Annotated in this window: 23 protein-coding genes and 2 tRNA genes; 13 read left to right on the top strand and 12 right to left on the bottom strand. The window is 63.4% G+C overall.

Going from position 1 to position 21066, the window contains the following annotated elements; genetic code table 11:
- Positions 1 to 30 precede the first annotated feature (30 nt).
- From NCS67_RS04620 to NCS67_RS04630, 3 genes are all read left to right on the top strand, one after another.
- On the top strand, positions 31 to 357 hold the full coding sequence (locus NCS67_RS04620; RefSeq protein WP_008350418.1) for a DUF4212 domain-containing protein: 327 nt from the start codon (positions 31 to 33) through the stop codon (positions 355 to 357).
- Positions 354 to 2378 (top strand): sodium:solute symporter family protein, encoded by a 2025-nt coding sequence (locus tag NCS67_RS04625; protein WP_250434468.1) that lies wholly within the window; start codon positions 354 to 356, stop codon positions 2376 to 2378. The genes NCS67_RS04620 and NCS67_RS04625 overlap by 4 nt, the downstream gene beginning before the upstream one ends.
- Before the next feature lie 43 nt (positions 2379 to 2421).
- A tRNA-Ser gene (locus NCS67_RS04630) sits at positions 2422 to 2511 on the top strand.
- Positions 2512 to 3146: 635 nt separating this feature from the next.
- Here the strand turns inward: NCS67_RS04630 and NCS67_RS04635 are convergent.
- Both NCS67_RS04635 and NCS67_RS04640 read right to left on the bottom strand, forming a co-directional pair.
- Positions 3147 to 3521 carry a hypothetical protein gene (locus NCS67_RS04635; protein WP_144403848.1) on the bottom strand — a complete coding sequence of 125 codons (375 nt, stop codon included), beginning with the start codon at positions 3519 to 3521 and terminating at the stop codon, positions 3147 to 3149.
- Between the two features lie 121 nt (positions 3522 to 3642).
- Positions 3643 to 3783, bottom strand: a complete 141-nt coding sequence (locus NCS67_RS04640) for a hypothetical protein (RefSeq protein ID WP_160172896.1) — start codon at positions 3781 to 3783, stop codon at positions 3643 to 3645.
- Positions 3784 to 4045: 262 nt separating this feature from the next.
- On the opposite strand from NCS67_RS04640, the gene NCS67_RS04645 reads away from it, so the two are divergent.
- A complete protein-coding gene (locus tag NCS67_RS04645; protein ID WP_250434478.1) occupies positions 4046 to 5632 on the top strand; it encodes an inorganic phosphate transporter in 1587 nt (528 codons plus the stop codon).
- Positions 5633 to 5643: 11 nt separating this feature from the next.
- Here NCS67_RS04645 and NCS67_RS04650 read toward each other — a convergent pair whose 3' ends face one another.
- The 3 genes from NCS67_RS04650 to NCS67_RS04660 all read right to left on the bottom strand — a co-directional run bounded on the left by NCS67_RS04650 (position 5644) and on the right by NCS67_RS04660 (position 8237).
- Complete coding sequence (locus NCS67_RS04650; RefSeq protein WP_008350407.1) at positions 5644 to 6162, bottom strand: hypothetical protein; 519 nt, start codon at positions 6160 to 6162, stop codon at positions 5644 to 5646.
- 172 nt (positions 6163 to 6334) lie between these two features.
- Positions 6335 to 7792: an esterase-like activity of phytase family protein gene (locus tag NCS67_RS04655; protein ID WP_250434480.1), complete on the bottom strand. Its 1458-nt coding sequence runs from the start codon at positions 7790 to 7792 to the stop codon at positions 6335 to 6337.
- Between the two features lie 169 nt (positions 7793 to 7961).
- On the bottom strand, positions 7962 to 8237 hold the full coding sequence (locus NCS67_RS04660) for a hypothetical protein (protein ID WP_008350405.1): 276 nt from the start codon (positions 8235 to 8237) through the stop codon (positions 7962 to 7964).
- A gap of 237 nt (positions 8238 to 8474) precedes the next feature.
- Here NCS67_RS04660 and NCS67_RS04665 point away from each other — a divergent pair, with 237 nt between their 5' ends.
- Positions 8475 to 9050: a hypothetical protein gene (locus tag NCS67_RS04665; protein WP_175979936.1), complete on the top strand. Its 576-nt coding sequence runs from the start codon at positions 8475 to 8477 to the stop codon at positions 9048 to 9050.
- Positions 9051 to 9348: 298 nt separating this feature from the next.
- The gene (locus tag NCS67_RS04670; RefSeq protein ID WP_034472174.1) at positions 9349 to 10086 is read left to right on the top strand and encodes a DUF2968 domain-containing protein; all 738 of its coding nucleotides are present in this window, start codon (positions 9349 to 9351) and stop codon (positions 10084 to 10086) included.
- A gap of 62 nt (positions 10087 to 10148) precedes the next feature.
- On the opposite strand, the gene NCS67_RS04675 is transcribed toward NCS67_RS04670, so the two are convergent.
- Positions 10149 to 10460, bottom strand: a complete 312-nt coding sequence (locus tag NCS67_RS04675) for a hypothetical protein (protein WP_372492530.1) — start codon at positions 10458 to 10460, stop codon at positions 10149 to 10151.
- On the opposite strand from NCS67_RS04675, the gene NCS67_RS04680 reads away from it, so the two are divergent.
- Complete coding sequence (locus tag NCS67_RS04680; protein WP_008350396.1) at positions 10459 to 10701, top strand: hypothetical protein; 243 nt, start codon at positions 10459 to 10461, stop codon at positions 10699 to 10701. The two genes, NCS67_RS04675 and NCS67_RS04680, sit on opposite strands and share 2 nt — an antisense overlap.
- 51 nt (positions 10702 to 10752) lie before the next feature.
- Here NCS67_RS04680 and NCS67_RS04685 read toward each other — a convergent pair whose 3' ends face one another.
- On the bottom strand, positions 10753 to 11259 hold the full coding sequence (locus NCS67_RS04685) for a PRC-barrel domain-containing protein (RefSeq protein ID WP_008350394.1): 507 nt from the start codon (positions 11257 to 11259) through the stop codon (positions 10753 to 10755).
- Between the two features lie 110 nt (positions 11260 to 11369).
- On the opposite strand from NCS67_RS04685, the gene NCS67_RS04690 reads away from it, so the two are divergent.
- The gene (locus NCS67_RS04690) at positions 11370 to 12041 is read left to right on the top strand and encodes a ribonuclease HI family protein (RefSeq protein ID WP_250434483.1); all 672 of its coding nucleotides are present in this window, start codon (positions 11370 to 11372) and stop codon (positions 12039 to 12041) included.
- Positions 12042 to 12053: 12 nt separating this feature from the next.
- Here NCS67_RS04690 and NCS67_RS04695 read toward each other — a convergent pair whose 3' ends face one another.
- Entirely contained in the window at positions 12054 to 12794 is a 741-nt protein-coding gene (locus NCS67_RS04695) for an SDR family oxidoreductase (RefSeq protein ID WP_244807918.1), read from the bottom strand.
- 217 nt (positions 12795 to 13011) lie between these two features.
- Between NCS67_RS04695 and NCS67_RS04700 the strand changes: the two genes are divergently transcribed.
- The 4 genes from NCS67_RS04700 (at position 13012) to NCS67_RS04715 (ending at position 16960) form a co-directional block, all read left to right on the top strand.
- Positions 13012 to 14181: a porin gene (locus NCS67_RS04700; protein WP_250434485.1), complete on the top strand. Its 1170-nt coding sequence runs from the start codon at positions 13012 to 13014 to the stop codon at positions 14179 to 14181.
- A 66-nt stretch (positions 14182 to 14247) separates the two neighbouring features.
- A complete protein-coding gene (locus NCS67_RS04705) occupies positions 14248 to 14880 on the top strand; it encodes a LysE family translocator (protein WP_008350388.1) in 633 nt (210 codons plus the stop codon).
- A gap of 419 nt (positions 14881 to 15299) precedes the next feature.
- Positions 15300 to 16844: a peptide MFS transporter gene (locus tag NCS67_RS04710; protein ID WP_008350387.1), complete on the top strand. Its 1545-nt coding sequence runs from the start codon at positions 15300 to 15302 to the stop codon at positions 16842 to 16844.
- Between the two features lie 39 nt (positions 16845 to 16883).
- A tRNA-Met gene (locus NCS67_RS04715) sits at positions 16884 to 16960 on the top strand.
- 329 nt (positions 16961 to 17289) lie between these two features.
- Here NCS67_RS04715 and rpsU read toward each other — a convergent pair.
- From rpsU to NCS67_RS04735, 4 genes are all read right to left on the bottom strand, one after another.
- The gene (rpsU, locus tag NCS67_RS04720) at positions 17290 to 17502 is read right to left on the bottom strand and encodes a 30S ribosomal protein S21 (protein ID WP_006999077.1); all 213 of its coding nucleotides are present in this window, start codon (positions 17500 to 17502) and stop codon (positions 17290 to 17292) included.
- 164 nt (positions 17503 to 17666) lie between these two features.
- A complete protein-coding gene (locus NCS67_RS04725) occupies positions 17667 to 17975 on the bottom strand; it encodes a 2Fe-2S iron-sulfur cluster-binding protein (RefSeq protein ID WP_033537218.1) in 309 nt (102 codons plus the stop codon).
- A 26-nt stretch (positions 17976 to 18001) separates the two neighbouring features.
- The gene (locus tag NCS67_RS04730; protein WP_051996529.1) at positions 18002 to 18595 is read right to left on the bottom strand and encodes an IMPACT family protein; all 594 of its coding nucleotides are present in this window, start codon (positions 18593 to 18595) and stop codon (positions 18002 to 18004) included.
- A 54-nt stretch (positions 18596 to 18649) separates the two neighbouring features.
- Positions 18650 to 19189, bottom strand: coding sequence for a GNAT family N-acetyltransferase (locus NCS67_RS04735; protein WP_034472093.1), 540 nt, complete (start codon positions 19187 to 19189; stop codon positions 18650 to 18652).
- Positions 19190 to 19459: 270 nt separating this feature from the next.
- On the opposite strand from NCS67_RS04735, the gene NCS67_RS04740 reads away from it, so the two are divergent.
- Positions 19460 to 21046: an EAL domain-containing protein gene (locus NCS67_RS04740; protein ID WP_008350376.1), complete on the top strand. Its 1587-nt coding sequence runs from the start codon at positions 19460 to 19462 to the stop codon at positions 21044 to 21046.
- The last annotated feature ends 20 nt before the right edge of the window (positions 21047 to 21066 follow it).

Consider the following 21066-nt stretch of genomic DNA (forward strand, 5'->3'; position numbering starts at 1 on the left):
CGATGACATGCGGTTTTGTTAAAAAACCGCATGTCCGATTCTTCCAACCCGACGCCTGCCTCGCCGCCGCCCGTATCGGCGGCGATGGCGCGCGCGCATCGGCGCTACTGGCGCTTCAATATCGCGCTGATCGGCGTGCTGATGACCATCGGCTTCGTCGTCTCCTTCGGCCTGCCGCTCTTCGCGCAACGCTTCCAGCATGCCCGCGTCGCCGGCTTTCCGCTGCCGTTCTACTTCGGCGCGCAGGGCGCGATTCTCGTCTACATCGCGCTGATCCTCATCTATATCGTGCTGATGCAGATGGCCGATGCGCGTCTTGCCCGCGCCGCCCGCGCCGAACAGGGCGACGCCGCATGAAGCTCACGAACCGGCTGATCCTCTCCTACGCGCTCTATACGGCCGGCTTCCTGCTGTTCATCTTTCTGATGGAGCGCATCGAGCGCACGACGGGGCCGGGAACGTGGATCGGCTATGTGTTCCTGTTCGTGCCCATCGCGGTGTACGCGGTGATCGGTCTTTTGTCGCGCACGTCGGATCTCGTCGAATACTACGTGGCAGGACGGCGCGTGCCGTCCGCGTTCAACGGCATGGCGACGGCCGCCGACTGGCTTTCGGCGGCATCGTTCATCGGGCTTGCCGGGTCGATCTACGCAAGTGGTTACGACGGCCTCGCGTACGTGATGGGTTGGACCGGCGGCTATTGCCTCGTCGCGTTCCTGCTCGCGCCGTACGTGCGCAAACTCGCGCGCTACACGATTCCGGATTTTCTCGGCACGCGCTTCTCCAGCAACCTCGTGCGCGGGCTCGCGGCGTTCGCGGCGATTCTCTGTTCGTTCGTCTATCTCGTCGCGCAGATCCAGGGCATCGGGCTGATCGCGTCGAGGTTCATCGGCATCGAGTTTTCGATCGGCATCTTCTGCGGTCTCGCGGGCATTCTCGTGTGCTCGTTTCTCGGCGGCATGCGCGCGGTGACGTGGACGCAGGTCGCGCAATACATCATCCTCATCAGCGCGATGCTGATTCCCGTGTCGATGATCGCGCATCGCGAAGGGCTCGGGTGGTTCCCGCAATTCAACTACGGGCGCGTGATGGAGCGCGTCGAATCGCTCGAACGCGCGGTCGCCGTGTCGCCCGACGAAGCGCGCGTGCGCGCCGATTATCAGCGGCAGGCCGCGCTGATTCAGCAACGCATCGACGCGCTGCCGCAGTCGTTCCATGCCGAGCACGCGCGCCTCGCCGCGGAGATCGCGGAACTGCGCCGGCACAACGGGCCGCTGCGCGAGATCAACGAGCGCGAGCGCGAACTCGCGGCTTTTCCACGCGATGCCGCCGATGCGCACGCCAAATGGTCGCGCGAACGCGATGCGTTGATCGAGCGCGTCGCCGCGCCCGTGCCGATGGCCGAGGCGTTCGCGCCCGGCTCGGCCGGTGACGAGAGCCCGCGCGTGCATCAGATCAACTTTCTGTCGCTGCTCCTGTGCCTGTCGATCGGCACGGCGAGCCTGCCGCACATCCTCACGCGCTACAACACGACGACGTCGGTGTCGTCGGCGCGGCGCTCGGTCGGCTGGACGCTGTTCTTCGTCGCGTTGTTCTATTTGACGGTGCCGGTGCTCGCGGTGCTCATCAAGCATGAAATATTGGCGGGGCTCGTCGGGCATCGCTTTGCCGATCTGCCGCAGTGGGTCACGCAATGGCGGCGCGTGGAGCCGTATCTGATCCGCATCGGCGATGTGAACGGCGACGGCATCGTGCGCTGGGCCGGCATTCAGATGCAGCCGGACATGGTCGTGCTGGCGGCGCCTGAAATCGCGGGATTGCCGTATGTGATTTCCGGGCTGATTGCCGCCGGCGCGCTCGCGGCGGCTTTGTCGACGGCGGACGGACTCCTGCTGACGATCGCGAATGCGCTCTCGCACGACGTGTATTACTGCATGGTCGATCGCCGCGCGACGAGCCAGCGGCGCGTGACGATCTCGAAGATTCTGTTGCTCGGCGTGGCGCTGCTCGCGTCGTATGTGGCGTCGCTGAATGCGGGCAACATTCTGTTTCTGGTCGGCGCGGCGTTTTCGCTTGCAGCGTCGAGTCTCTTTCCGGCGCTCGTACTCGGCGTGTTCTGGAAGCGCACGACGCAGCGCGGCGTCGTCGCGGGCATGATCGCGGGGCTCGTCGTGTGCGTGTATTACATCGTGTCGACGTATCCGTTCTTCGTGCAGTTGACGGGTTTCGCCGGGCCGCGCTGGTTCGGCATCGAGCCGATCAGCTCGGGCGTGTTCGGGGTGCCGGCCGGATTCGCGGTGGCGATCGTTGTGAGTCTGTTCGATCGGAAGCCGGATGCGTACACGCGCGCGCTCGTCGATTACATTCGCCATCCGTAGGGGCTGGCGCAGGCGCGGGAACTTGGTATAATCGCGGTCTTCCGGAGAGATGGATGAGTGGTTTAAGTCGCACGCCTGGAAAGCGTGTATAGGGTAAAACCTATCGGGGGTTCGAATCCCCCTCTCTCCGCCAGAACCTCAAGCCCTTGATCTTCAAGGGCTTTTCTTTTTTGTTCTCAGAATTGACGCGGGCGCTGTAAAAGGCCCGTATGCCGAAAAAATCCGAAACGCGGCCCGTCGTTGTTTCGAATCTCAAGTGGTTCAAATCGAAAATGAGGAAGCTTCGTCCTTTTCCTCGCGCTTCGACATCATAGATTCGGATAACTGATTGAGCATGGCCGCGCGCAATCGATCGAGCGTCGAGCATGCGGACAACAAGTGGAGGGGAGCGAGAAGAGTTGTCGTAAGAGTCATGAGCGCTGGTACGGTTGCGCCTCTAATAATGCTCGATGAACTCTCGCACATGGCAGGGCGCAGCGGCCCATGCAGCCCATCTCTTACGACATTCAGAAGGATAGACGATGCGGCCAGGAAAGAAATCGGATTAATCGCGTTATGTAAGCGGCAATCGTTCAACGATGCGCCGGCTTGCCGGCAAACGCTGCAATTCGATCCGTTTCCGTCGTGGTGACTGCGGATTGTGCCGCCGCTTCGCGCGTCGCCTTCTTGCTTTGCGGCGGTGCAACGGACTTTGGACGGTTGCGCGCGGCGGCCGATCCGCCGAGAAAGAAACGCCCCGCGTAAGACACGGGGCATCGCATTGCAAGCTCAGTGCGTGAGAATCATCTGAGCGGCGTGATTCTCGGCGTCGTAGTGCAGCGCGGAGTTCGCCGCCTGCTGTTCCTGAATGAGCACTTCGCGCGCCGCCTGAGCACCTCGCTCATAACCGGCCTTCGTCGCGTGCTCCTCGAGTGCGGCGATAAGCGGCAGTTGCTCCTCTGCCACCGAGCGCAGCAAATTCAGGATGTCGCGCCGCATCGCTTCGGGATAAGCGCAGAAGTGCTCGAAGCCACCCGGCGCAGCGACGATGTTCACGAGCGACGTAAGCAGTCGCGCGCGATTGTTGCAATGTTCGCTGATCTGCACCGACTGCGAGAGCGTCGCGTGGCCGTTCGGATCGACGGAAATATGCAGGTCATTCATCTTGAAAAGCCTCTTGTAATAACGGAAGGCCTGCATTTAAGCCGCTCCGGCGCTTGGAAACGCTCGGACGAATCCTATTACCTCGGGTGCGCGACGATCCTTTACTTTCGGATGTTTCCGCTCACGCGAAGCATCGTGCGAGCCAGCGCCAGAACGCGCGGCAACGGCCGGCCGTGACGACGCGCGATGCATCCATGTCGCGCTGCCAGGTCGCATTTTCCTGATCGTCGCGCGACCGAGCGACGAGTGTCCCGAAGTACATGGCAGCCCCCTTTGCGGATATCGATGGCGAACGGCGTCACGTGAGCGACTCCGATGCGTTCAGGATGCCGATGCTTCCGCGAGCGCAAAACCCGCATGACGCGGGGAGCGCGCTTTGCATGCGGACATGGGCGAAAGGAGGGGTACGCGCGTCAGCATGCGCGCAGCGAAAGTTTTACATGAACTGTTGACACAAAAGATTCACAGTCGGAAAGGTCGACGGACCGTATCCTTTGCTCCGCTACGGTGAACGCGGGGCAACCATGCCGGACATCGCATTTCCTCAGCAGGGCGGCGTGAGCGAACGCACGCGCCGGACCGGTCTCATCGTTTTCGGTCTTATACTTCTCGGCGGTATCGGTTATGTCGGATTGCATCTGGCTAACGATCTCGAATCCGTCCGGCTGAGTTCCGCACTGCCTTATTTCCTGCTCGCCGTCGCGCTGCTGATCGCACTCGGATTCGAGTTCGTCAACGGCTTCCACGACACCGCCAACGCGGTCGCGACCGTCATCTACACGCACTCGCTGACGCCGAACCTCGCGGTGGTCTGGTCCGGGACGTGGAATTTCATCGGCGTGCTGGTTTCGAGCGGCGCGGTCGCGTTCGGCATCCTGCAACTGCTGCCCGTCGAGCTGATACTTCAGGTCGGCAGCAGCGCAGGCTTCGCGATGGTCTTCGCGTTGCTCATCGCCGCGATCATCTGGAACCTCGCGACATGGTATTTCGGCCTGCCGTCGTCGAGCTCGCATACGCTGATCGGCTCGATCATCGGCGTCGGTCTCATGAATCAGCTATTGCGCGGGCCGAACGGCACGAGCGGCGTCGACTGGTCGCAGGCGGCGGGCGTCGGCAAGTCGCTGCTGTTCTCGCCGATCGTCGGCTTCATCTGCGCGGGACTCCTCTTGCTTTTGCTGAAGGCGCTCGTGCGCGTGCCGGCGCTCTATAAGGAACCGAAGAAAAATCATCCGCCACCATTCTGGATTCGCGCACTGCTGATTCTGACGTGCACCGGCGTATCTTTCGTGCACGGCTCGAACGACGGGCAGAAAGGCATGGGTCTCATCATGCTGATTCTGATCGGCACGGTGCCGACTGCCTACGCGCTCAACAAGGCGGTGAACCCCGCCGAAACGCAGAACTTCGTAGCCGTGGCGCACGAGGCATCGGCGAGCTTCGCGAAATATCCGAACGATGCGCCACCATCCGCCGATGCACGCGAAGACGTTCAATCCTACGTGCGTACGCGCCAGCTTTCGCCCGCGACGCTGCCCGCGCTGAAGCAACTGACCGACATCATCGCGAACCAGGTCGGCGCGTCGGGATCGCTCGCGGCGGTGCCACAGAACCTTGTCGATAACGTGCGCAACAACATGTATCTCGCGTCCGAAGCGATCCGCCTGATGGAGAAGGCGAACGCGCCCGCGTTCGCGCCCGCGGACCGCGCCGTGATCGACAACTACAAGAAGCAGCTCGATCACGCGACGAAGTTTATCCCGACGTGGGTGAAGGTCGCGGTGGCGATCGCGCTCGGGCTCGGCACGATGGTCGGCTGGAAGCGCATCGTCGTGACCGTGGGCGAGAAGATCGGCAAGCAGCATCTGACGTACGGGCAGGGCGCGTCGGCGGAGTTGATCGCGATGCTGACCATCGGTGCGGCGGATGCCTACGGCCTGCCGGTCTCGACGACGCACGTGCTGTCTTCGGGCGTCGCCGGAACGATGGCCGCCAACGGCTCGGGGCTGCAATGGAACACCGTGCGCAGCCTCGTGCTCGCGTGGGTGCTGACGTTGCCGGCGTCGATCGCGCTCGCCGCCGGTCTCTACTGGGCGTTCAGAAATCTCTTCTGAGTGCGTGACGTTCAGGCGTTCGCCGGGCGGCCGGTCTTGACCGTTTCGAGCGCCTTGATCGCTTCGACGAGGCGTTTCTCGGGCGCGGCGTCGAGCATCGCGAGCGCGGCCCGCAGCAGTTCGCTCTTCTTCACGCGCACGCCGTTCTTCTGGCACTTCTCCTTGAGCGCGGCGATCTTCGCGTAGTCGGACTTGGGCATCGTGAAGCTGTCGCGCACGACTTTTTCCTTCTTCACGCGGCGGGCTTTCGCGTCGGCGTTCGGCTGGCTCGCGACGGTCTTCTCCGTTTTCTTCGCGGCAGCGGCTTCGACTGTCGGCGTCTTCCCGGCTTTCTTTGCGACGGGCGCTTTCGCGGCCGGCTTCTTCGCGGTCTTCGGCGTCGTGGCCGCGGCCTTGGTCTGCTCTGCGGGTTTAGCCGTCTTCTTGCTGGCCTTGGCCCCGCGCTTCGCGGGAGCGGGCGCGGCTTCCGTTGCGCCCTTGGGGAAATGAAACGCCTTCTTCGTCGGCGCCTTGACTTGCGGTGTGCTCATCCCGTTCTCTCCCGTCGTATGTGGAGAAAACAGTATATACGGTTTAAGGAGGCGCGCGTTCGCCGGACGCATCCGCGAAACGCGTGTCGCATCAACGGGATAGACGCGCGGCCCTCGACTTATCTACACGCTTGTCCACCGAAACTGTGGATAAGCGCGCGAAGGGGCCGCGTCAATCGTCATGACCGCGATGGCCGTGATCGTCGTCGTGGCGGGAGCGGCAAGCCTTGTCGTCGAGACGTTGCGCGACATAGCCCGGCAGATCGGCATCGTCGATCGCGAAGACGAAGAACTGGTTCGGATTATCGATGCCGTCCGGATGGTTCGTGTCCGTCACGGTGCCGACGAAGTCGTTGTCGTTCGCGATGAACAAGGTGTGCTTGAGCGCGCCGCCGACGCGCACGTCCGGCCCGAACGCGAGGCTTTCGAGCTTCGCCGGAATGTCGGTCGACGCGATGCCGTGCGCGTTCAGCGCCTTGACGACATCGAGGAACAGCGTCTTCTGCAGCGCGAAAGGCGCGAGGCCGCTCGCGCCGCTCGTCTGGCTCACGTCCTGCGCGCCCGAAATATCGACGTGATACACGCGCTTGACGGCCGCGCTCGAATCGTCGCCGAGGCCCTTGCCGTCGCGCTCGTCGAGCAGAAGCTCGTGGTCGTTCACGGCGACGATATCGCTGATCGTCGGATAGTTCGGTTTGTCGGCCGTGCCCATGTTGGTGAGCGGATAGGCGAACTGCGTCGACTTGCCGGTGCGCAGATCGATGCGCAGGATGCGCGTGTACGCGCCATTGGTGCCGCCGTCCTGCAGCAGCGGACTTTGCATCGCGCCGAAGAGCGCGTCGCCGTCCGGCGAGATCGCGAGGCCTTCCATGCCTTTGTTCGCGACGCGGCCCGACGCGTTCGCGCCGATCTCGTCGCTGCCGACGGGCGAGAGCGCCGTCACCGCGAACGACGCCGGCACCGCGTACGCCGCGATGCGCTCGCCGCTCTGCCTGTCGAAGCGATAGATGTACGGGCCGTATTCGTCGGAGATGAAGACGCTCGCGCCGTCGCGCGCCACGCGGATGCTTTCCGGATCGAAGCGCGCGTCGCGCGGATACGTCGACGGCCGCGTCGGCGCGAAGTTGTCGGAGCGGCCGGTGAAGTAGTGCGTGTGCTTCTTCGCGTTGAACGCGGGCGCGCCGTTGCCGACGTTTGCCGCGGCGCCGTCGCCGTACACGAGCGGCTCGCGCGTATGGAGGAGCGTCGTGTCGACGAGTGTCGGATCGAGCGTGTAGGGCAACGTGCCGCCTTTCGCGCCGGCATGGAGGCGCAGGATCAGCGTCTGGAAACGGTTGATGTACGACGCGGTGTCGTCGATGGCCTTGTTGTACGAGATCGCGTTCGGGCCGCGATCGGGCACGGCGAGAAGCGTGTCGCAGCCGGCATACGCGAGTCCGGAGCCGAGCCCGCCGAGCAGATTGCCCGGCGCGCCGTTTTCGAGCGGCGCGGCCGTCGCCTTCGAGCGATCGACGGCATTGCCGCTCAACTGACCGATCGCGATGAGATCGACGCTCGCCCAAGCGGACGAACCCGCGACGGTCAACGCTAAAAAACCGAACGACAAGGCACATGCACGCGCTCGAACCATGAACGTCTCCTTTCGATGGAATTGCCCGCGCATTATTACGAGCGGCAAGTGACGTTCATATGACTAAGGAAGCGATCCTTTACTTCGAGCCATATCCGACCGATGCGAGCGCGCGATCCCGAAACGACAACGCCGGCGCAAGGCCGGCGTCGTGGACGAAAGTGCGCGGCTACTGCTTGATCGTCCCGGTCGATTTGGAGTCACCCGGCTGAGCCGGCGACATCCCTTGCTCGCGCTGCTGCATCAGCGTGCCGCCGCCGGAGGTGCCGGACTGCACGCCGCCTTGCGACGAGTCGCCCGTGCGCGGGGCGGGCATCGGTTCATTCTTGCCCGGCTGCATCTGCTGCTGACGCTGCATCAACTGATCGCGCGACATTTCCTCCGAAAGCGCGCTGGTGCTGGCGAGCGCGAGGAGCGCGCCAGCGATCGCGGTAGTGGTTTTCATATCTGTCTCCTTGAGCCGGCGCCAGGCGCGCCGCTTACAGAACCGTCAGCATCGAACGTGCCGCGTGCGCCGCGATTAGGACTGTCCTTATTTATGTCTTAAGCGACGCTAAATGGCCGATAAACGGATAGGATATTTGACAGGTGATCCAGGGCGCGGGTCTATTACAATTCGCGATCCAAACAATATCGAATTGCCTGTTTCCCGTTCGAAAGTCTGCACGCCACGGAGTACTTCATGTCGATCATCGCACTGAGCGAATTATTGAAATGGCGCGATCAATTGCCCGAGGAGTCGGGCGAGGAAGCGCACATGCTGAACGCATTGATTGCGCGTCGCGAAGCGGAAATGCGCGCGCGTATCGCGGATTCGATCGCGGCAGTCAGTCAGCGCGAAAACTGGAAACTGCAACGCTGCGCGGCGATTGCACGGCGTGTCGAAGAAACGCCGGTTCGTTATTTGGAATCGATTGACGAATTTTTTCAGAATCGAAACGAAGGCGCGCCTCATGTCGAAACGCCAGAGGTTCTGTCAGATTTCTTCGCGGACGATCGGCGCGAAGCCGCACTGACGCACGCGCCGCTGCACAGGCCCGCGACGCAGATCGGCATGCCCGACTTGCCGACGCCTGTCGTCAATCTGCATGGCGTCATGGGTTCGCTCGAGTCGCGCGTCGCTGAGACGCCGGGCATTGCGTGCGGTCTTCAGGGCATCAGGATCATGCGTATGGTCGCCTTGATGTCGAAAGCGCGCTCCGCTCAAATCGCCAGGATGAGGATGAACGGGACGCAAGCGTTTTATCGCCACTCTTGATTTTCGATCGTTGCATTCGGCGCATTCCGATTTTTTCATCGCGTTACATTTTTATCCTCTTTCTCACGGAATCCGCGCACTGCGTCGGCGGCATTTTCTGCATCGTTTGAATCGCCGGACGTCTCGCCTATACTTGATCCGATAGCTTATTCGAGCGAAAGAAAGCAGATTCCGTTCGTCATGCAGAATGGTTGCGCCGGTATTCATTCGAATCGAATAACGCGTGTCGCGGTACCGAATTTAAACCAACCTCAATGCATGACGGCCAGTGCTGGAAAAGACTGGCCAGGGAGCCATCGTGAAAAGCCTGCTGAGCAGAAGAGGGAGCTTGCTCGACAACGCACCATCGTTTCTCGTGCGTCAAAAAGCCAACATTCCACGCGGCTTCACCGCGCCGGAGATCCACGCCGAAGACCTGTCCGGGGAGGAGTCCGTCCCGGTTCAGCTTTCGACGCGCGTCACGCCGCTGCGGCCCGGGGTCGTTCCCGCCACCCAGCAATCCGGCAAGGAAGCCGTGCAGGCCGCGCATCTCGCGGAAGTCGAATGGCTCGTTCAGCAAGGCGCGCTCTCGACGTTTCGCACGTTTCAGAGCTTCGCCTATTCCGCGAGCCTGCTGTTTTATCCGCGCGATCTGATCTATTACGCCGTGCTCCATCACGAGGATGCGGTCTGGCGCGTGCTCAAGGCCGGCGACCTCGGCGCGGCGGAATCGGCGTTCCGTCATTTCGTCGAACAGGCGATGCGGCTTGCCGACGCCGAAATGCGGCGCGCGCATCTCGAAGCGCAGAACGAGCAGATCGAACGTCTCACCGCGGAATCGGACGCGCAGATCGAGCGCGTGCGCGTCGATCTGCAGCGAGGCGGGCGGCACGATCAGGAGGTTGCGCTCAAGCAGCAGGAAATTCGCAAGGAGCTGGCGCAACTCGAAGGACGGCGCGCCGCGGCGCAGGCGCAACTCAACAAACTGCAGCGCCAGCTTCACCAACTCAACACGGCGGTCAACGAGAACGTGCCGAATCTGCCTGTCGTTCGATGACGCCACATTCAATCGTCCGAAGAAAACTTCCCGATCTCGCGTAGAATCGCCCCTTCGGGCAGCTAGTCGATTCTTTCGGCATACTCCCCACCGAACTTCGCAATGTATGTGCTGAGCCCGCGTCCGGCGCGGGCCAGTTGCTTCATTTCCTCGACGCGCGCGCGACCGGGCACGCGATAGTCATACAGGTATGTCCCGCCGTTGACGAAGCGCACTTTGATGCCGTCGTGCAGGATGTCGAATGCTTCGACGCCCGAATTGCCGGCAATATTTCGATAAGGCTGCATGGTGTCTTCAAACTCGAACGTACGCAAACGATTGCGCGCTCGTAGCAGGCCTAAAGTTTCGTCGGCGGGGACCGTTAAGGATGTCATGGATAAAGACCAATTCCCGTTCCTCGACTCGGACGATCCGCACTTTCAGCACGCTCGCGCGCTGAGCCTCTCGGTCGGTGCGATTCGCCGTGCACAAGGCAAGTGCAGCCCCAACGACTTCCCGGTCGGCTCGCTCGAATGGCACTTCGCCATCGAGGATTTCGCAGGCGATGTCCTGCGCGCGCTGATGGGCGAAACCGAAGGCGTCAACATTCAGGTCGGAGAGCGGCCGCTCGACTGACCGCGCGCCGCGCGTCTTAAACGCCGCCCATCGGCGGCGATTTCCCCTTTGCTATAGCTTCACGCCGCCCGCTTCGGGCGCATCCACGCCGCCGGGCGGGATCGCGCCGCCCGGGCCGACGTCGCTCGTCCGGTCGCTCGACCAGTACGGCTCGCGTCCGTAGTGCTGATGCACGGTGCTCGCCCAGACGCGATCCGCCATCGAAGGCCAGGAATCCTTGTCGAAGCCCGGCGAGTTGCGCACCTGCTCGGCCGTCGCGTCGATCCGGAAGCAGTGGTTGTCCGTATCGAGCGTGAGTGCGCTCCACGGCACAGCGAGCAGTTTGTCGCCGATGCCCAGAAAGCCGCCGCTCGACAGCACCGCATAAGCGATCCGTCCGCTCGTCACGTCGAGCATGATTTCCTTCAGCGATCCGACATCCTGGCCGTCGCTGCTTCTGACCGAATTGCCGTCGAGCGTGCTCGCCGCCATGACATCGGGTCCGGGGCCGGCGGCCGTCGCCGCGCCCTTGCCGACGATCTTCGCGCCCGCGGAAGCCGGTTCCATCGATTGACTCATGATCCGCTCCTTTGACCATCGTGAGACACGTTATGGTGAGCAACGGCCGTACCCATGGCGTGTCATCGCGCTCTGCTAAGCTCGGAATTCGTTCATTCCGTCCGCTGCCCATGATCGCTTTCGAGGAATTGCTGGCCGTCGCCTACAAGAAGGAGCGCATGCAGAGCCGCCGTCTCGCCAAAGGCGCGGCGCTCACCGAGCACGCGGCGCTCGTCAGGACGTTGCAGAAGGCGGCGGGCGAGCAATCCTTGCGAGATTTCGTCGATGCGCGCCGCGCCGAGCAAATCCGAAACGCCGATGCGCTGCGCTCACGCGACGCCCGGCGCGCCGAACGGAGCAGGCCGCGTAGGACCGAGCCCGAAGCGACAGGATGGCGCGGCTGGTTCGACGGCTCCGCGCTGCCGAATCCCGGGCGGCTGGGAATGGGAGGGGTGCTCGTCGGTCCGCTCGGGGAGACGGTCGAGATCAGCATCGCCGCGGGCATCGGCGACAGCAGCGCGGCGGAATATCTCGCGCTGATCGCGCTTCTCGAAGCGGCGCTGCGCGAAGGTGCAGCGGAAGTGGTGATCTACGGCGACAGCCGCGTCGTCATCGAGGACGTCAGCGCATCGGAGAACGCCGGCATCCGCTCGCTCGCGCATCACGCCGCGCGCGTGCGCTCGCTCATCGCGCAGATCGGCGATGTGCGTCTGCAGTGGATTCCGCGTGCGCGCAACGCCCGCGCCGATGCGCTGTCGCGTCAGGCGCTCGACGCGGCGCGCGCGTCGGTCGAAGCGGCCTGACTTGCGGAATCGTTACAAATCGCGGACGTCCGCCGTCGGGGTGTCGCCGAATGCGTCGCTCAGGAGATAATCGACGACCTTGCGCGCCGACGCCTCGGGCGTTGCGAGCTGACCGTCGCGCTTGAGCGCGTCGAAGCGCTCGCGCATCGGGAAGCGTTCGAGCGCGGTGCCGCGGATTTCGGCCTGCATGTCGGTGTCGACGACGCCCGGCGCGACGCTGCAGATGCGCAGCGCGCGATTGCCGTCGAGCGCGACCGCGCGCGCGTGATGATCGAGCGCCGCCTTGGTCGCGCAGTAGATGCTCCAGCCGGGGTAAGCGTTGCGCGCCGCGCCGCTCGAAATATGCACGATGCGCGTGTCGATCGATGGCCCGGCCGCCTGCGCCACCGCCGACGCAAGCATCAGCGGTGCGGCGACGTTCACACTGACCGCGCGCGCGACGTCGGCCGGCTTCTGATCCGCGAGACTGCCGACCGGCGCGAGCAGGCCCGCGTTGTTGACGAGCACCACGCGTTGCGCGCCGGACACGAAGCGGGACAGGGCGTCGCCCGACAGCCATTCGGTGAGCTTCGGGAGATCGGCGAGATCGAGCTCGACTTCGTGCAACTGACCGGGATGGCGCGCGGCGAGTTCGTCGTTGCGCTTTCGGGAAATCGCGAGCACTTGCGCGCCTTGCTCGAGCAGCAGCGAAGCGAGCGCGGCGCCGAGTCCGCGGGTGTGGCCGGTGAGGATGACGCGAATCGGTTCGGACATGAGCGTGGTCGGGTTGGCTGAAGTCGTCCGATTTTATCGACAAGCGCGGCGGGGCGCCGGCTACGCCAAAACGCGTCATCCCCGCAACAGGAGCGAGCGGGGAATACGGTCGTTCGTTGGTTCCTGGACACAGATGCGATCCGGCATCTTCTTTTGACTGACAAGCTTCTTCACAAAATTGACAATCGATCTCAAACAAGAATCATCGGAGCCTGCCATGCCGAATCGCCGCAAAGCATCCCGAGCTGCGTCGTCGATCTCCGAGTCCGATCACCTTGCCGCGCGCAACAATCGCTCGCTGACTTGCTGCATCGCGGCTTGCGCGACCTTCATCGGCTTGCCTGCGGCGTCGTGGGCTCAGAGCTCGGTGCAGCTCTACGGTGAACTCGACGAGGGCATCGCTTATACGAACAACGTCGGCGGCCACTCGCAATATCGCCTGACGAGCGGCACCATCGACGGAAGTTACTGGGGACTGCAAGGCACCGAGGATCTCGGTGGCGGCGCGCGCGCGATCTTCCGGCTCGAGCGCGGCTTGTCCGTCGCGACGGGCGAGGGGCTGAACGATCATCCGATGTATGTCGGCATCGGCACCGATACGCTCGGCACGCTCACCTTCGGCCATCAATACGACTCGATCCACGATTACTTCCAGACCTTCACGCTGACCGGCAACACGGGCGGCACGGCGTTCGCGCATCTGCTCGACAACGACAACGCGAACAACTCGTTCCTCGCGGCGAACTCCGTCAAATACACCAGTGGAAACTATGGCGGCCTGAGTTTCGGCGGTCTCTACGCGTTCTCGAATCAAGCGGGCGGATTTTCGGACAATCGCGCGTACAGCGTCGGGGCCAACTATTCGGCGGGCTCCTTCAACGCGGGCGCCGCCTATCTGCACAACAACGGGCGCGGCAACACGACGAGCGGCGCATACGATTCGCTCGCGCTGCCCGGCCCGGGCAACACGATATTCAACGCCAACGTGCAGCGGCAGAACACGTTCGGCGTCGGCATGAGCTACGAGATCGGCGAATTCACGTTGGGCGGCGCATTTTCCCGCGCGATCAATTCCGGCGTCACCGATGCCGACACCGGCGAGCTGATGCCATCGCTCGCGCTCAACAATTACGAGATCAACGGCATCTACAAGCTGACGCCGGCGATTCAGATCTCCGGAATGTACGTGTACACCAACGGCGGCGGCGCGCACTGGCACGAGGGCGCGCTGCAGGTGGACTATCTGCTCTCCAAGCGCACGGACGTGTATCTGGAGTCGATCTATCAGCGCGCTTCGTCGGGCGCGCCGGCGGTGATCAACACCAACGATCCGTCGAGCGGCCGCAATCAGCTGATGTTGAGCACGGGCATCCGTCATCGTTTCTGACCATTCTGCGGGCGTCGCGCGCGTGCTAATTTTGCGGTTTGTTTTGCGCCGATCCGCAGGTGTCCCATGTCGCTCCAGACTTTCTCGCTGTTCCTGCCCGCGTGCTTCGCCATCAACATGGCCTTCGGGCCGAACAACGTGCTGTCGCTGTCGAACGGCGCGCGCGATGGCGTTCGCGCGTCGGTGCTGGCGTCGTTCGGGCGGATCGTCGCTTTCGCGATCATGATCGCCATCGCCGGGCTCGGGCTCGGCGCGCTTTTGCTCGCATCGCAGACGCTCTTCACGGCGATCAAGTTCGCCGGCGCGGCGTACCTCGTGTGGATCGGCGTGAAGCTGATCCGCTCCGGACCTTCGCTCGTCGTCAAGGAAGAGGGCGCGGCGCGCGGTCCGATGAATCTCGCGCGGCTCATCAAACAGGAATTCTGGGTCGCGGCGGGCAATCCGAAGGCGATCCTCGTCTTCACGGCCTTCTTCCCGCAATTCGTCGATCGCAGCGCGTACGCGACGAGCTTCGCCATTCTCGGCGCGACGTTCCTGCTGCTCGAACTGGTGGCGATCTTTATTTACGCCGCGCTGGGCGCGCGCCTTGGCTCGCTTTCGCGCGGCGCGCGCGGTTTCACGTGGTTCAATCGCGTGAGCGGGGCGCTGATGATCGGCTTCGGCGTGATGCTCGCGTTCGTGCGGCGGCCCGCGACCTGATTCAGCGACTTTCGGGATCGATTTAATCGCGCGAATTATTACATTGAGTCATAGTCGATAACCGCGCACTAATTCTCGCGACAAATTACGCCAATCGCAGAATCCGAGAACTTTGCGTTTCGCTTGATTTACCCGCCATGCGAGAAAGCGGCGACGAAACGTCGCGCGCCCGCATTTTGCCGATTACCCGATACTTCCTTGCCTCGCGCGTCGAGGAAAGCGAACGCCGCGCGTGCGCCGCTGATTCAGGATTCGATAGCAATCGAATGTCTCCGATTTGCGATAATCGCGTGTTTGCCGCGGATAATCGCCCCTATTCATCTGATCATTTCGCGGACTATTCGCTCGTTTCGTCATTACGTGCAATCGGTATCTCGAAATGCGCCGATTCGCTCACGCCGTTTGAAGGATTTTTTCCGATGCTAACTCACTCGTCCCGCGCCTCGCAGACGCGCTCGTTCACGACCGTCTTTCTGATCGAAATGTGGGAGCGCTTCGGCTATTACGGCATGGCTGCGCTGCTCGTGCTGTTCATGGTCGACAAGATCGGTTTCGCCGATGAGCAGGCCAATCTCACTTGGGGCGCGTTCACCGCGCTCGTGTTTTCGGCGCCGTCGATCGGCGGCTGGATCGGCGACAAGATACTCGGCGCGCGCCGCACCATGACCGCGGGCGCTTTCGTGCTGGCGCTCGGCTATCTGATGCTCGCGCTTCCGGTCGACACGCTCGGCTTCATGTATGCGTCCCTCGGCGTGATCGTCGTCGGCAACGGGCTCTTCAAGTCCAACGCGGCGAATCTCGTGCGCCGCATCTACGAGGGCGATGACGCGCGCATCGATAGCGCGTTCACGATCTATTACATGGCCGTCAATATCGGCTCGACGTTTTCGATGCTCGCGACGCCGTGGATCAAGGATCATTGGGGCTGGCACGCGGCGTTCGCCGTGTGCTGCGGCGGCATGGTGCTCGGCCTGCTGAATTTCGCGGTGATGCGCCGCACGCTCGCGCACATCGGTTCCGCTCCGGACGACCAGCCGATTCGCTGGAAGCACGCGTTCGCGGTGGCGGCGGGGAGCATCGCGCTGGCAGCATCGACCGTATTCATCCTGCAGCACAAAACCGTGGCGGTCGCGTGTGTCTACGCGGCGGGCGTGGCCATTCTGGCGATCTTCGGCTACATGTTGATCAAGTGCGACCGCAGCGAGCGCGCGGGCCTCGTCGCCGCGCTGATCCTCACGCTGCAGGTCATTCTCTTCTTCGTGTTCTACCAGCAGATGTCGACATCGCTCACGCTGTTCGCGCTGCGCAACGTCGATCCGTCGTTCTCGATCGGCAACGCAGAGCTGTTCACGTGGAGCGCGGCGCAGTTTCAGGCGCTCAACCCGATCTGGATCATGCTCCTGAGCCCGATTCTCGCGTTCCTTTACACGCGACAGGCACAGCGCGGCCGCGGCATGTCGGTGGCCTTGAAGTACGCGCTCGGCTTCGTCGTCGTGGCGATCGGATTCTTCGTGTTCGGTCTGAGCGGGCGTTACGCGGTGGATGGGCGTGTGTCGTCGTGGTTCATGGTGGCGGGCTACGGTCTCTATTCGCTCGGCGAACTGCTCGTGTCGGGCCTCGGCCTCGCGATGATCGCGCGCTACGTCCCGGCGCGCATGAGCGGCTTCATGATGGGCGCGTATTTCGTCGCGACGGGCGTGTCGCAGTATCTCGGCAGCGTCGTCGCCAATTTTGCGCGCATGCCGTCCGGCAACCTCGAACCGGTGCAATCGCTGCCGCTTTATACGCATCTCTTTTTCGGGCTCGGCTGGCTGGCCGCGGGCGGCGCGGCGGTCGCCATGGCGCTCCTGCCGGTGCTCGGCAGACTGTCGCGGGCGCATCAGCAGGCGGTGGAGCAGGCCGTCAACGCCGCCGCGAACGAACGCGCGACGCCGGCAGCAACGTTGAGTACAAACAACGTTTGACTTCGGGGAATGCTTCGGTCTATAATTGAATTCTTCAGACGCGGGGTGGAGCAGTCTGGCAGCTCGTCGGGCTCATAACCCGAAGGTCGTAGGTTCAAATCCTACCCCCGCAACCAGTTTCAAAAAGCGAAGAGCCCGGTTCAGCCGGGCTCTTCGCTTTTGTGCGTTCGTTTCTTCTTCGTTCTCAATGGCGCAGGTCCGGCAGCGAAAAAGCGCGACCGCTCATCCGACCGAAAATTTCCTTCCCAAGCACGAAAAGCCTGCATGAGCTGTGTGCTCATGCAGGCTTTGTGCGATCTTGCCAGCTTTAATCGATTGGGGCGCTACGATAGTGCGCGAATCCGCGAGCTTTCACGCGACCTGCGCGTGAAACCGCGACCCGATCGATCTCAGGTTGCGATGCCGATCTTGCCTAAGCAGACGAGGGCGCGATGCCCTGCGTCGATCAATAGAACTTCTTCGGCAGTTGCGCGCGACGGATCTGCTTGCGCAGACGAGCGACAGCAGCAGCTTTCTTGCGCTTGCGCTCGGTGGTGGGCTTTTCATAAGCCATGCGCGACTTGAGCTCTTGAATCAGGCCCGTGCGTTCGACGGTACGGCGAAAACGACGCATGGCGACGTCGAAAGGCTCGTTCTCTTTCAACAGTACTTTAGTCATTGAAATCTCGGTTGATCTGGCCCTGCCAGAATTTAGGGCAAAACGCAATTGTACACTTTTTGAGCGTGACCCTGCACGCACTTTGTACGAAAGCATGCATATGCGGACTCGGGAATCACATCGTAGGTCGTTGAATCGAGACGACAATCCCGGAATACCCGCGCTCAGAATCCGCGCGAGCGAGGAGGCCTTCGATCGGGCTCGGCTCGGCGCGCGTCCGGCTGCTCGATCGTCACGTCGGACAGGGCGAGCGCGACGCACGGCAGAATCCAGCGTTCGGCTTTTTCCTCCGCGGTGAGTCCCGGCCATTCCACGCGATACGCGATCTCGCCTTCGACGATCCGGCAGATGCACGCACGGCAGGTGCCGTTGCGGCACGATCGCGGCAGCGACAGATTCGCCCGCAGCGCGGCTTCGAGCAGCGTCTCGCCGCCTTTCACCGCGACGAAGTGTCCGGCAGGCTCGATGACCATCGCGAAGGCGCGCGGCTCGTCGTCATTCACGCCTGTACCTCGACGTTCGCGCGGCCGTTGGTGAGATCGCGCAATTCGGCGACGGCCGGCTCGCGCGCGATCGCGGCCATCCGCACGACGAGGCGCACGGTCATCCCATATTCGCTTTGCACGAGTTCGGCGTCGTGCTGCTCGATCCATCGGCGCACGCGCGCTTCGTCGGCATAGTCGATGTCGATGCCGATTAGCCCGCGCTCGATGCGCTCGACGCGCTCGGCCGACTGCATCGCGCTTGCGATCGCATCGGTGTAGGCGCGCACGAGGCCGCCCGCGCCGAGCTTGATGCCGCCGTAATAGCGCACGACCGCGGCCAGCACGCCATCGACTTCGTGATGCCGCAGCACTTCGAGAATCGGCCGTCCGGCGGTGCCGGAAGGCTCGCCGTCGTCGGACATGCCCGACTGGCCGCCCGCGAGCAGCGCCCAGCAGACATGCGTCGCGCCCGGATGCTCGGCGCGCAGACGCTCGAGCTCGCGCATGGCTTCGTCGCGATCCGCGACGGGTATCGCGAGCGCGATGAAGCGGCTCTTGCGGATGTCGATTTCAGCGCTGACGGAAGCGGCGAGAGTGTACGTTGGCAAAGCGGAAAACGCGCGGGAGGCAAATATCGAATCATAGCCGCTCGACGCGGCCGGTCATGCCGCCACGTCCGAGCCGTCTTTCAGCGCGCGCTGCATGAGCACTGTATCGACCCATCGCCGGTGCTTGAAGCCGACGTCGCGCAGCACGCCGACATGTTCGAACCCGAGCCGCGCATGCAGCGCGATCGAGCCGGCGTTGCCGCTGTTGCCGATCACCGCGATCATCTGCCGCCACGGTCCGCGCTCGCATCGTTCGATGAGCGCCGTGAGCAGCGCGAGGCCGACGCCGCGGCGACCGAAACCATCGGCGACGTAGACCGAATCTTCGATCGTATGCCGGTAAGCCGAGCGCGGCCGGTATGCCGACGCATACGCATAGCCCGCCAGCCGTCCGTCCAGCTCCGCGACGAGATACGGCAAGCCCGCCGCCGCGATGGCCGCGTGACGCGCGCGCATGTCGTCGACCGACGGCGCGATCTCTTCGAAAGTCGCGAGCGCGTTTTCGACGTAGTGCGAGTAAATGCGCGCGATGGCGTCGAAGTCGCCTTGCGCGGCGTCGCGCACGAGCGGTCGGGAGGAAACGTCGGAGGCCATGTCTGTCGTTCGATGCAAGGAAAACGCGGTTTCTGGTCTGGCCATTTTCGCACGGTGCATCGGCGGCAAAAAAAGCTTGCGCGGGCCGTGCGGAAGACCACCAAAAGGCAGCGTTTTCGGGCAAAGAAAACGTTGAATCGAGCGATGCGCGACCCCTACACTAAGTCGTTTGTCCGAGACTCGGGCGCGGCGCAACGCACGCCGGCCACGTCGGGCAGGAAATACACAACGCGCGCGCGACAGTCTTTGCGCCGCGGTCCATAAGACGCAATGAACAAAATTCAACGTGGGGCGCTGGCGGCGCTTCTGATCGTCATCGTGGGAATCGCGGCGCTGGCGCCGGCGGGGATCGGCTTTTTGTTCGCGCAGCGCAGTCAACGGCATGACGAGACCGCGCGCCTGAACACGGTCGCGGCCGCCGCGCTCTTTCGCGCCGAAGATGTCACGCGGCGGCTGTCGGGCGCGCTCGGGGAAATCGGCAAAGTGGCGGCCGTGCCGTGTTCGACGCCGTATCTGCAGGAGTTGCGACGCATCGCGCTCACGCACGAGCAGGTGCGCGACGCCGGCGCTTACGATCGCGACGGCCGCTGGCAATGTTCGTCGCTCCTGGGCGCAGTGTCGGCGGGCGTGCTCGACGGCCTCACGCTGCCGCCGCCCGACTGGCGCTCGCGCGACGGCGTGATGGCGTGGTACGGGCTGTCGCGTCTGCCGGGCGGCAAGTCTTCGCTCGTGATGGGGCGCAACGGCTTCTACGTCGCCGCCGATCCATCGCTTTACGTCGACACGCTCGACGCGAACGACGAGGTCGCGAGCGGCGTCGCCGTCATCAACACGGAAGTGAGCCGCGTGATCGCGACCACGCCCGCCACCGACGCCAACGCGATCCTCGCCGTCTATCGCACCGAGCCGCCCGTGCGCGACGACTCGCCGTACGTCGTGCGCCGTTCCGTGTCGATGCCGCTCGCGGTCGTCGTGAGCGCGCCGCATCAGACGCTGCGCCAGCGCCTGCGCACGCTGCCGTGGGGCTGGCTGCTCGGCGGCGTCGTGGTCGGGCTCGCGCTCGCGAGCTGGGCGGCGTTCTTCTTCGTGCGACGGCTCTCGCCGCGCGGCCAGTTGAGCGATGCGGTGCGGCGGCACCAGTTCATCGTCGCGTATCAGCCGATCGTCGATCTCGCCACGCGGCGCTGCGTCGGCGCGGAGGCGCTCGTGCGCTGGAAGTATCACGATCGCATCGTGCGGCCCGATCATTTCATCCCGCTCGCGGAGCATCAGGGGCTGATCCAGGCGATCACCGATCAGGTGCTCGACACGATCCTGCTCGAACTCGGCGACTTTCTTAAGCGCTACCCGGAGTACTACGTGTCGGTGAATCTGTCCGCGCCGGATCTCACCACGCATCGCTTTCTCGACGTGCTCGGCCCCGCGATCGCGCAGCAGGGCGTGCGGCCGGAGCAGATTCACATCGAGGCCACCGAGCGCAGCTTTCTCGACGCCGATGCCGCCAAGGAAGTCATCGGCGCGTTTCGCGAAGCGGGCCATGCCGTCTATCTCGACGATTTCGGCACCGGTTATTCGAGCCTCTCGCACTTGCAAAACTTTCGCATCGACGGCCTGAAGATCGACAAGTCGTTCGTCGATACCGTCGGGCAGGACGCGGCGTCGAGCAGCGTCGCGTCGCACATCATCGACATGGCCGCGACGCTCGACGTGCAGGTGATCGCCGAAGGCATCGAGCGTGAGGAACAGGCTGCGTATCTGCTCGCGCGCGGCGCGCGGTTCGGGCAGGGCTGGCTGTTTTCGGCGCCGCTCACGGCCGCGGAATTCATCCGCTACGCGGGCAAGACGCGCGCCGCTTGATCGGCCTCGATTCGTCCTTA

The sequence above is a fragment of the Caballeronia sp. ATUFL_F2_KS9A genome (assembly GCF_023630765.1).
Classification (GTDB): domain Bacteria; phylum Pseudomonadota; class Gammaproteobacteria; order Burkholderiales; family Burkholderiaceae; genus Caballeronia; species Caballeronia zhejiangensis.